This window comes from Streptomyces sp. NPDC007162, assembly GCF_040634175.1.
Lineage (GTDB): Bacteria > Actinomycetota > Actinomycetes > Streptomycetales > Streptomycetaceae > Streptomyces.
Genome location: NZ_JBEYFC010000318.1, coordinates 1 through 10,514 on the forward strand (window position 1 = coordinate 1; position 10,514 = coordinate 10,514).

General features: G+C 72.2%; 8 protein-coding genes and 1 pseudogene. 3 read left to right on the top strand and 6 right to left on the bottom strand.

What is annotated here, in order from left to right; translation table 11 throughout:
* Positions 1-123: 123 nt before the first annotated feature.
* Genes whiA through uvrC form a run of 4 tightly spaced genes read right to left on the bottom strand, consistent with a single transcriptional unit; the run spans position 124 to position 5,322 of the window.
* Positions 124-1,113: a DNA-binding protein WhiA gene (gene whiA / locus ABZ646_RS30100; RefSeq protein ID WP_132886120.1), complete on the bottom strand. Its 990-nt coding sequence runs from the start codon at positions 1,111-1,113 to the stop codon at positions 124-126.
* Positions 1,104-2,171, bottom strand: a complete 1,068-nt coding sequence (gene yvcK / locus ABZ646_RS30105; protein WP_360525601.1) for a uridine diphosphate-N-acetylglucosamine-binding protein YvcK — start codon at positions 2,169-2,171, stop codon at positions 1,104-1,106. The genes whiA and yvcK overlap by 10 nt, the downstream gene beginning before the upstream one ends.
* A complete protein-coding gene (gene rapZ / locus ABZ646_RS30110) occupies positions 2,168-3,208 on the bottom strand; it encodes an RNase adapter RapZ (RefSeq protein WP_360525604.1) in 1,041 nt (346 codons plus the stop codon). The genes yvcK and rapZ overlap by 4 nt, the downstream gene beginning before the upstream one ends.
* Positions 3,205-5,322, bottom strand: coding sequence for an excinuclease ABC subunit UvrC (gene uvrC / locus ABZ646_RS30115; RefSeq protein ID WP_360525608.1), 2,118 nt, complete (start codon positions 5,320-5,322; stop codon positions 3,205-3,207). The genes rapZ and uvrC overlap by 4 nt, the downstream gene beginning before the upstream one ends.
* Before the next feature lie 747 nt (positions 5,323-6,069).
* Here uvrC and ABZ646_RS30120 point away from each other — a divergent pair.
* The gene (locus ABZ646_RS30120; protein WP_360525611.1) at positions 6,070-7,017 is read left to right on the top strand and encodes a hypothetical protein; all 948 of its coding nucleotides are present in this window, start codon (positions 6,070-6,072) and stop codon (positions 7,015-7,017) included.
* A 38-nt stretch (positions 7,018-7,055) separates the two neighbouring features.
* Here the strand turns inward: ABZ646_RS30120 and ABZ646_RS30125 are convergent, their stop codons facing one another.
* Positions 7,056-7,484, bottom strand: a complete 429-nt coding sequence (locus tag ABZ646_RS30125) for a Rieske (2Fe-2S) protein (RefSeq protein WP_360525614.1) — start codon at positions 7,482-7,484, stop codon at positions 7,056-7,058.
* 356 nt (positions 7,485-7,840) lie between these two features.
* Here ABZ646_RS30125 and ABZ646_RS30130 point away from each other — a divergent pair, with 356 nt between their 5' ends.
* Both ABZ646_RS30130 and ABZ646_RS30135 read left to right on the top strand, forming a co-directional pair.
* Positions 7,841-8,899 carry a LacI family DNA-binding transcriptional regulator gene (locus ABZ646_RS30130; protein ID WP_360525617.1) on the top strand — a complete coding sequence of 353 codons (1,059 nt, stop codon included), beginning with the start codon at positions 7,841-7,843 and terminating at the stop codon, positions 8,897-8,899.
* A complete protein-coding gene (locus tag ABZ646_RS30135) occupies positions 8,896-9,807 on the top strand; it encodes a carbohydrate kinase (RefSeq protein WP_360525620.1) in 912 nt (303 codons plus the stop codon). The genes ABZ646_RS30130 and ABZ646_RS30135 overlap by 4 nt, the downstream gene beginning before the upstream one ends.
* Positions 9,808-9,994: 187 nt before the next feature.
* Here ABZ646_RS30135 and ABZ646_RS30140 read toward each other — a convergent pair.
* Positions 9,995-10,514 (bottom strand): annotated as a pseudogene (locus ABZ646_RS30140) (hypothetical protein); the annotation flags it as partial.

Sequence of the window (10,514 nt, forward strand, 5' to 3'; positions counted from 1 at the left end):
GGGTCGTACGCGGTCGCATGCTCCGCGGTGGCACTGACCTTTACGACGGGCGGACATCATGGCCGACTCGGACACCTCCGACGACCACGATCGGTCGTCGGCACCGGGCGGCTCGACGCTGTCTCAGACCGCGAGGTTGTCTGCCAGTTCCTCGGAGAGGTTGGCCTCGGTGCCCGGGATGCCCAGGTCCGAGGCGCGCTTGTCGGCCATCGCGAGCAGCCGGCGGATCCGGCCGGCCACCGCGTCCTTCGTCAGCGGCGGATCGGCGAGCGCGCCCAGTTCCTCCAGGGAGGCCTGCTTGTGCTCCATGCGCAGCCGGCCGGCCGCGGCGAGATGCTCGGGGACCTCGTCACCGAGGATCTCCAGGGCGCGCTGCACCCGGGCGCCGGCGGCGACGGCCGCGCGGGCGGAGCGGCGCAGGTTGGCGTCGTCGAAGTTGGCGAGGCGGTTCGCGGTGGCGCGCACCTCGCGGCGCATCCGGCGCTCCTCCCAGGCCAGCACCGACTCGTGCGCGCCGAGCCGCGTCAGCAGGGCACCGATCGCGTCACCGTCACGGACGACCACCCGGTCAACCCCGCGCACCTCACGGGCCTTCGCCGCGATGGACAGCCGACGGGCCGCGCCGACCAGCGCGAGGGCGGCCTCCGGGCCGGGGCAGGTGACCTCCAGGGAGGAGGAACGGCCGGGCTCCGTCAGCGAGCCGTGCGCCAGGAAGGCGCCGCGCCAGGCCGCCTCGGCGTCACAGGTGGCCCCGGAGACCACCTGCGGGGGCAGACCCCGGATGGGCCGGCCCCGGCCGTCCACGAGCCCGGTCTGGCGGGCCAGCTGGTCACCGCCGGCAACCACCCGTACGACGTAGCGCGAGCCGCGGCGCAGCCCGCCGGGCGCCATCACGATCAGCTCGGAGGAGTGGCCGAAGATCTCCAGGATGTCCCGCTTGAGGCGCCGGGCGGCCATCGCGGTGTCCAGTTCCGCCTCGATCACGATGCGCCCGCTCACCAGGTGGAGGCCGCCCGCGAACCGCAGAATGGCGCTGACCTCAGCCTTCCGGCAGCAGGTCCGGGTGACGGGTAGCCGGGAGATCTCGTCCTTCACCGCTGCCGTCATCGCCATGGGCCGATCCTTCCATGCATCCGAAAAATACGGTCGTACGCGGCGGCCAACAGCTCCGGGTCATGCCGGGGTGAACCGTCGGTCCGGGCCACGGGGCCCAGCTCGACCGCGGCTCCCAGCCGCTTGGCGGCTTCGGTGAGCGAGTCGCGGTCGGGCACGGCGGCCTCGTCGGCCAGCACCACGTCCAGGGCGAGTTTAGGGGCGTGTCGCCCCAAAACCTCCAAATGACGCTGCGGGGAGAAGCCTTCGGTTTCTCCCGGCTGCGGTGCCAGGTTCAGGGACAGGACCTTACGGGCTTTCGTCTCGGTGAGCGCGTCACTCAGCTCCGGGACGAGCAGGTGCGGGATCACCGAGGAGAACCAGGAACCGGGGCCGAGCACCACCCAGTCCGCGTCCAGCACCGCCTCGACGGCCTCCGGCACGGCCGGCGGGTCGTGCGGCACCAGGTGCACGGACTGCACCTCACCCGGTGTCAGGGCCACGGTGGCCTGGCCCCGGACGATGTCCACCTGGTCCGGCCGCTGTGGGTCATGCCCCTTGACCAGTGCCTGCAGCTCCAGCGGCACGGCGGACATGGGCAGCACCCGCCCGTGTGCGCCGAGCAGCTTGCCGACCAGGTCCAGGGCCTGGACATGGTCGCCGAGCTGTTCCCACAGGGCGACGATCAGCAGGTTGCCGACCGCGTGCTCGTGCAGGTCGCCCTTGGACTGGAAGCGGTGCTGGATGACCCGGGCCCAGGTCTGGCCCCAGTCGTCGTCCCCGCAGAGCGCGGCGAGGGCCTTGCGAAGATCACCCGGGGGGAGCACACCGAGCTCGTCGCGGAGCCGCCCGCTGGAGCCCCCGTCGTCGGCGACGGTGACGACGGCGGTGAGGTCGCCGGTGATCCGGCGCAGCGCGGCGAGCGAGGCGGACAGGCCCATGCCACCGCCCAGGGCGACCACCTTGGGCTGGGTACCCCGGCGGCGGGGCCGGGCGCCACGGACCTCGACGGGGCGGCCCGCGCGGCTCTCCGGCACCATCCGGCGCAGCCTGCCCAGCCGAGGAGAACGTCCGGTCACTCGCGCCCCATGTCCCGGTGCACGACTACGGTCTCCACTCCCTCGGCGGCCAGACGGGCGGCGAGCTTCTCCGACACGGCGACCGAGCGGTGCTTGCCGCCCGTGCAGCCGATGGCGATGGTCACGTACCGCTTGCCCTCGCGCCGGTACCCGGTCGCGATCAGCCGCAGCAGCTCGGCGTACCGGTCGAGGAACTCCTTGGCGCCCGGCTGGTTGAAGACGTACGCCGACACCTCCTCGTTGAGCCCGGTGTACGGGCGCAGCTCCGGAACCCAGTGCGGGTTGGGCAGGAACCGCATGTCGGCCACCAGGTCGGCGTCGACCGGCAGGCCGTACTTGAACCCGAACGACATCACCGTCGCCCGCAGCTCCGGCTCCTCCTCGCCGGCGAACTGGGCGTCCATCTTGGCGCGCAGCTCGTGCACGTTGAGGCTGGAGGTGTCGATCACCAGGTCGGCGTCACCGCGCAGCTCGCGCAGCAGCTCCCGCTCGGCGGCGATGCCGTCGACGATCCGGCCGTCTCCCTGGAGCGGATGCGGGCGGCGCACCGACTCGAAGCGGCGGACCAGCGCGTCGTCGGACGACTCCAGGAAGACGATCCGGCGGGTGACGCCCCGGCTGTCGAGGTCCGCGAGGGACTCCCGCAGGTTGTCGAAGAAGCGCCGGCCGCGCACGTCCACGACGACCGCGATCCGGGCCACGTTGCCCTGCGAGCGGGCACCCAGCTCCACCATGGTCGGGATCAGGGCCGGCGGGAGGTTGTCGACGACGAACCAGCCGAGGTCCTCCAGACACTTCGCCGCCGTCGAACGACCGGCTCCCGACATGCCGGAGATGATCACCAGCTCGGGGATGGCCGCCTCGGCGGCCCCGGCCGGTGTGACGTCCGTGCTCACTTCTGCTCCGTTTTCCTGGACCGCTTCCGCTTGCTGCGGCTGATCCCGGCGCGCCTCGCTGTGCGTTTCCTCGGGCTCGCCCTGTGTCTCGCCGAACGCCGGATCTCGCCCGGCCGTGCCCTGTGCGTCTCGCTCGGTCATCTCTCCTGCCCCCGTCGATCGTCCGGGGCGCCCGCGGGTACGGGCTCCCCCGAGGCGTCCGCCGTCGTCTCGGGCGCCTCGTCTTCCCTGTCATCCATGATCTCTCCCGTCGCCGTGTTCACGGCGGGTGCGGCCGGGGCCGCCTGGGCGAGGGCCGCGGCGATGGTCTCGGCCGTCTTGCGGCCTATCCCGGGAACTTCCTGGATCTGTTCGATTGTGGCGGACCGCAGCTTCTTCACCGAGCCGAAATGCTTGAGCAACGCCTGTTTGCGGGTCTCGCCGAGGCCCGGTACGTCGTCCAGGGGGCCGGCGCGGAACCGCTTGGCCCGCCTGGTGCGCTGGTAGGTGATGGCGAAACGGTGCGCCTCGTCGCGGACGCGCTGGAGCAGGTAGAGGCCCTCACTGGTGCGGGGCAGCACCACGGGGTCCTCGTCCTCGGGCAGCCAGACCTCTTCGAGGCGCTTGGCGAGACCGCAGACGGCGATGTCGTCGATGCCGAGCTCGTCGAGTGCGCGCTTGGCGGCGGCGACCTGCGGCCGGCCGCCGTCGACGACCACGAGCTGGGGCGGGTAGGCGAACTTCTTGGGGCGGCCGTCCTCGTCCTTGAAGCCGTTGACCGGGGCGCCGTCGGGGTGGACGTCGGCGCCCCCGGGGGCATCGGCGCCCGTGAAGGGGCTTTCGGCGTCGCCTTCCTCGGCCCACTCGCCCGTCTTCTCCTTCTCGGCGAGGTAGCGGCGGAAGCGGCGGGTGATCACCTCGTGCATGGAGCGCACGTCGTCCTGCCCGGCGAAGCCCTTGATCTGGAAGCGGCGGTACTCGTTCTTGCGCTGGAGGCCGTCCTCGAAGACGACCATGGAGGCCACCACGTCGTCGCCCTGGAGGTGGGAGATGTCGTAGCACTCGATGCGCAGCGGGGCGCTGTCCAGGTCCAGGGCGTCGGCGATCTCCTCCAGCGCGCGCGAACGCGTGGTGAGGTCGGAGGCGCGCTTGGTCTTGTGCAGGGCGAGCGCCTGCTGGGCGTTGCGCGCCACCGTCTCCATCAGGGCCTTCTTGTCACCGCGCTGCGGAATCCGCAGCGAGACGTTCGAGCCGCGGCGGCCGGTGAGCCACTCCTGGACCGGCTCCAGCGGGTCGGGCAGAGCCGGGACCAGCACCTCCCTGGGAACGGCGTCCCCGGTCTCCTCGCCGTAGAGCTGCTGAAGGGCGTGCTCGACGAGAGCGGCGGTGGTGATCTCCTCCACCTTGTCCGTGACCCAGCCGCGCTGGCCGCGCACCCGTCCACCGCGCACATGGAAGATCTGGACGGCCGCCTCCAGCTCGTCCTCGGCGACGGCGACGAGGTCGGCGTCGGTCGCGTCGGCGAGCACGACCGCGTTCTTCTCCATGGCCTTCTTCAGGGCCCCGATGTCGTCGCGGAGCCGGGCGGCCCGCTCGTACTCCATCTCCTCGGCCGCCTCCGTCATCCGGTTCTCCAGGCGGCGGAGGTAGGTGCCGGTGCGGCCCGCCATGAAGTCGCAGAACTCGTCGGCCAGTTCGCGGTGGTCCTCGGGGTCGATCCGGCCGACGCAGGGGGCCGAGCACTTGCCGATGTAGCCGAGCAGACAGGGGCGGCCGGTGCGGGTGGCGTTCTTGAACACCCCGGCGGAGCAGGTGCGCACCGGGAACACGCGCAGCAGCAGGTCGACGGTGTCCCGGATGGCCCAGGCGTGGCCGTACGGGCCGAAGTAGCGCACGCCCTTCTTCTTGTGACCGCGCATCACCTGGACGCGCGGGAACTCCTCGTTCATCGTCACCGCGAGGTACGGATAGCTCTTGTCGTCGCGGTACTTGACGTTGAACCGGGGGTCGTACTCCTTGATCCAGGAGTACTCCAGCTGGAGCGCCTCGACCTCCGTGGACACCACGGTCCACTCCACGGACGCCGCGGTGGTGACCATCGTCCGGGTACGGGGGTGCAGGCTCGCCAGGTCCTGGAAGTAGTTCGCCAGGCGCTGGCGCAGGCTCTTCGCCTTTCCGACGTAGATCACCCGGCGGTGCTCGTCACGGAACCTGTACACCCCGGGAGAGTCCGGGATCTGTCCCGGCTTGGGGCGGTAGCTGGAGGGGTCGGCCATGTCTCACACCCTACTGGCGAGCACCGACACCGCGACGCCCTGTGGGCACCCGGAGGGCGGAAGCGGCGGTCCCAGGCGGGCCGCCTGGGAAGGCCAGGCCGCGGAGGCGTCCCGGACGGCTGGGAGCCGGGGTGCCGCGCCCGTCCGGGCCCTCCGGAGGGGCGCGGGGCGGGCTCCTGGGCTCCTGGGCTCCTGGGCTCCTGGACGGGCGGGATGCCTGACCGGCGTAATCACGAGGGCCCGGGACGGTGCGGTGACGTCTGCTCGCTGTCCGCGGTCGAGGGTCGTCCCGGTCCGCCCGGAAGCCGGTCTCGGTCCTGCAATCGGCCAGGCCGGCGCCGCCGCGGAACCGTTCCGCTGCGGCGCGTGCGAGAGGGCGGCCAGAGCCCCGTGCACGGCCTGTGTGCTGCCGCCGAGCCGGTCGCGACGGGGCGTGTGCGGCTTCCTCCTCCCTTTCGGCACCTCTCCTTCGGACGATCTTCGCCCGACGGGCACCCGCGGCACCGCCAAGCCCGCTCGATCCGCCCGCGCCGGGGTCTCACCTCGGCCAGGTGGACGCCCTCGGCCGGCCCAAGGTGTTGTCGGGGATTGGTCAACACGCTTCAATGCGGGGGAACTCGGGGCCGCGAGCGACGGCCTGCGGACGCGGCGTACCCCAGCGCGGCCACCCCGGCACCGACGGGGTGGCCCCGGACCGCGCCGACGGCCTGACCAGCCGTTGAGAACCCCCAAGAGAAAGGCCCCTGCATGCGGCACGGCACACAGCACGCGGACGTCGCCACCGCGGAACTGGACTCGGTCCTGCGCGGCGGCCCCTTCCATGTGGCACTGCGCGCCGCGATCGCCGCCCGCGGGCTGCCGCTCCAGCGCGTGCAGCACCATCTGTCGCGTTACGGGGTCAAGGTGGGCGTCACCAGCCTGAGTTACTGGCAGCAGGGCGCCCGCCGCCCCCAGCGCCCGGAGTCGCTGCGGGCCGTCCGCGCGCTGGAGGAGATCCTGCAGCTCCCGGACGAGTCCCTGATCCGTCTCCTGGCCGAGACCGACCAGGGCTCTGCCGTGCGCCGTCCCGCGGCCCGCTCCTACCGCTCACTGGTCGAGGCCTCCGACGTCGTCGACCGGCTCCAGGCCGAGCTCGGCTGGTCCCTCGACGGCGGCCTGCACACCCTGGGACACCACGAGCGGGTACGGATCGGCGCCCGGTGTGAACTGGCCGGCCGCGAGTCGCAGCACATCGTGCGCGCCCACCGGGACGGCATCGACCGCTTCGTGGCCGTCCACCACGGCGACCCCGGCTGTGCCCCGCAGCACATGAGCGTGCACGCGCTGGAGAACTGCCGTACGGGGCGCGTCCGTTCGGACCAGGAGACCGGCCTGCTCGTGGCCGAGCTGCTCTTCGACACCCGGTTGCGCTCCGGCGACACCTTCCTCTTCCGCTACGGAGTGGAGGACGGCACGGCCGGCGTCTCCCGCGAGTACGTGCGCGGTTTCGGCTTTCCCGGCGGCCAGTACACCCTCCAGGTGCGCTTCGCCGCCGACGCACTGCCGACCAGGTGTCACCGGTTCGCCCAGCACTCGGCCGCGGCCCCGCGCAGCGCCCGGCAGAACCTGCCGCTGAGCGGGCTGCACCGCTCCGTCCACCTGGTCGAGCCCCGGGTACGGCCGGGCCTGCTCGGCATCGGCTGGGACTGGGCCTGAACCGATCGGCCGAGCTGCCCCGGGGAGGATCCCCCGTCTCAGGCGCCGGGCCCGGCCACGATCCGGCCGTTCGCCGCCTTGACCGGCAGTTCGCTGAGCGGCTCGGTGGCCGGCGACCGCACCACCTTCCCGGTCACGGCATCGAACTCGCTGCCGTGGCACGGGCAGACCAGCGTCTTCCCCTGGAGCTTGTCGATCGGGCACCCCGCGTGCGTGCAGATCGTGCTGTACGCCTTCAGAGTGCCGTCGCCGGACCGGCTCACGACGACGTTGTGCTCCCGGTAGAGCTTGGCACCACCCTTGACGACCTCGCCCTCGGCGCCGAGGTCGACGGGCGCGGTCGGTGTCGCGTCCACGGCGGCTCCCCCACCGGGCGCCGAGCAGGCCGCCAGTCCCAGTCCGGCGACGGGTACGGCCACCGTCCCGCGCAGGACGGTACGACGGCTCGCGGAGGGACGGGCGGTCATGAGGGGCTCCAAGGGGTCGGGGTCGGGTCCGGGTCGGGGGCCGTGCGGTGTGGCGTGGGACGGCGGGCCTGCGCGGGTGTGCGTGCGTGTGCGTCACCCGGGGTGGACCGCGGCAGCGGTGTGCACCGTCACGGAACGGTCGCCCGGAATCGTGCAGGGCGACGATACCTGGGTGGGTCTGTCCCGCTTCGGGGTGGGTCGACGCCGGAGCGCAGCTCGCCCCCGCAGGACGTAAACGCTTGCGCAAGCGTTTACGCGGGGAGGTCGGATGGGGTAGCTTCCCGGCCGAAGGCCCGCGGCAGCCCCGGCGTGAACCCGGGCGCCCTGCCCGGGCGGGAAACGGAGAAGGGGAACCCATGCCCACCATGGCCGACGTGGCGCGGAGTGCCGGTGTCTCCGTGGCGACCGTCTCCCATGTGCTGAACGAGACCCGCCCGGTGCTGCCGCACACCCGTCAGGCCGTCCTCGACGCGATCGAGGAACTGGGCTACACCCCGAACACTCTCGCCCGCTCCCTGGTGACCTCCCGCACCCGGTCCATCGGGCTCGCGGTGTCGGCGATCAGCAACCCGTACTTCACCGAGATCCTCCAGGGCGTCGAGGCCGCCGCCCTGGAGCACGGCTACAGCCTGCTCATCGCCGACCCCCACGACGACCCCGAACACGAACGCAAGGTCGTCCAGCTCCTGCACGAGCGGCGCGTCGACGGCATGATCGTCGCTCCTTCCGCCGCCCCGGGCGAACTTCTCGCCTACCTCGGCCGCCACGCCGTGCCGGCCGTCCTCCTCGACCGGGTGATCGACGGCCGCGCCGACCTCGCCCCGCGCTTCGACCAGGTCTGCGCCGAGAACACCGGACCGACCGCCCGGCTCGTCACCCACCTCGCCGCCCTGGGGCACCGCCGGATCGGCCTGGTCGCGGGACTGCCCGGGCTGAGCACCACCGACGAGCGGATCACCGGGTACCGGCAGGGGCTTGCCACCGCCGGACTGGCCCCGGACGAACGCCTGATCGTCTCCGGCAACTCCGAGTCCACCGGAGCGGAGCGGGCCGTCGCCGTCCTGATGGCCCTCGCGGCGCCGCCCACCGCGCTCGTCACCGCCAACAACGCGATGACCATGGGCGCTCTGCGCGCCCTGCGCACACACGATCGCTCGGTGCCCGACGACATCGCCCTGTGCTGCTTCGACGACTTCGCCTGGGCCGATCTGTTCTCGCCCCGGCTCACCGCCGTCGCCCAGCCCAGCAGGGAGATCGGTGCCGAGGCGGTCCGGGTGCTCCTGGAGCGACTGGCCGCACCCGACCGGCCCGCCCGGACCGTAAGGCTCCCCTGCACCTTCGTGCACCGCACCTCGTGCGGGTGTCCGGAGCACCCCGAACACCCCGAGCACCTCAGGAAAGGAACCCTCTCGTGATCGTCGTCGCCGGTGAAGCGCTGATCGACTTGGTACCGCGGGGCACGGGCGCTCTCGCCGCCCTGCAGCCGGCGCTCGGCGGCGGCCCCTACAACACGGCCGTGGCGCTCGGCCGCCTGGGCTCCCCCACCGCGTTCTGCTCGCGTGCCTCGAACGACACGTTCGGCGAGGCCCTGCTGGACGGGCTGCGGCGGGCGGAGGTGGACGTCTCCCTCGTGGAGCGCGGTGCGGAGCCGACCACCCTGGCGGTCGCCACCGTCGACCCACAGGGCTCCGCCTCCTACTCCTTCTACGTCGACGGCACGGCCGACCGTCTTTTCACCGCCCCGGCCGCCCTCCCCGCCGCCACCCGCGCGGTCTCCTTCGGGACTCTGTCACTCGCCCTGGAACCGGGGGCGAGCGCCTACGAGGAGCTGATGCGCGGCGCGGCCGGGCAGGGCCTGTTCATCGCCCTCGACCCGAACATCCGGACGGCTCTGATTCCCGATCCGGACGCCTACCGGGCTCGGTTCAAGAGCTGGCTGCCCTCGGTGACGCTCCTCAAGCTCTCGGAGGAGGATGCGCTGTGGCTGGGCGGCACCCCGCACGAGTGGCTGGCCTCGGGGCCGTCGGCGGTCGTGGTCACCCATGGTGGTGACGGTCTCAGCGCCTTCACCCCTGACGGCACCGTGTACTCCGTCCCGGGTGAGGAAGTCGCCGTCGTGGACACGATCGGCGCCGGAGACACCGTGAACGCGGCCCTGCTGCACGGTCTTGCGGCTCAGGACGCGCTGTCCGCCGAGGCGCTTGGGGGACTGGACGCCGACGGCTGGACGACGCTGCTGCGATTCGCGGCGCGGGCAGCCGCGATCACCTGTTCCCGGGCGGGCGCGGAGCCGCCGTACGCTGCCGAACTCGCAAGCCGCTGAAGGACGTTCGGCGCCTTCGACCGATGACGTCGGTTCCGCTGCTCCGGTTGGTTGCGCTGTTGAGGAGTCAAGGTCCGTGGTGGCCGCAGGGATCGGGCGGCTGATGGTGCAACGTGCGGCGCCCCGCGGGAAGTTCCCGCGGGGCGCCGTACATTTCTGGATTTGTCGAATCCGGTGATTCGGAGGGTCAGGCCTTGCGGGCTCGCGTCGTCTTCTTCGCGGGCGCCGCCTTCTTCGTGCCCCCGGCCGCCTTCTTCACGGCTGTGTTGTCGGCGGTCGCGACCGTCGCCGTCTTCTTCGCCGTCGACCTGGCAGCGACCGTCTTCTTCGCCGCCGCCTTGCGCGGAGCCTTCACCGAGCTGGCGTCGCTGACGCGGTCGGCGCCCAGAACCTCGCGCAGGAACTTGCCGGTGTGGCTGGCCGGGACACCGGCGACCTCCTCGGGCGTGCCCTCGGCGACGACGAGTCCGCCGCCGGCGCCGCCCTCCGGACCCATGTCGACGACCCAGTCCGCCGTCTTGATCACGTCGAGGTTGTGCTCGATGACGATGACCGTGTTGCCCTTGTCCACAAGGCCGGAGAGGACCTTCAGCAGCTTGCTGATGTCCTCGAAGTGCAGACCGGTGGTCGGCTGCCGGTTTTCTGACGGTTTCCGGCTCCGCGTCGACGCCTGCTTCGGGTTTCGGGTCGGCTGCGGGGCCGGGGGC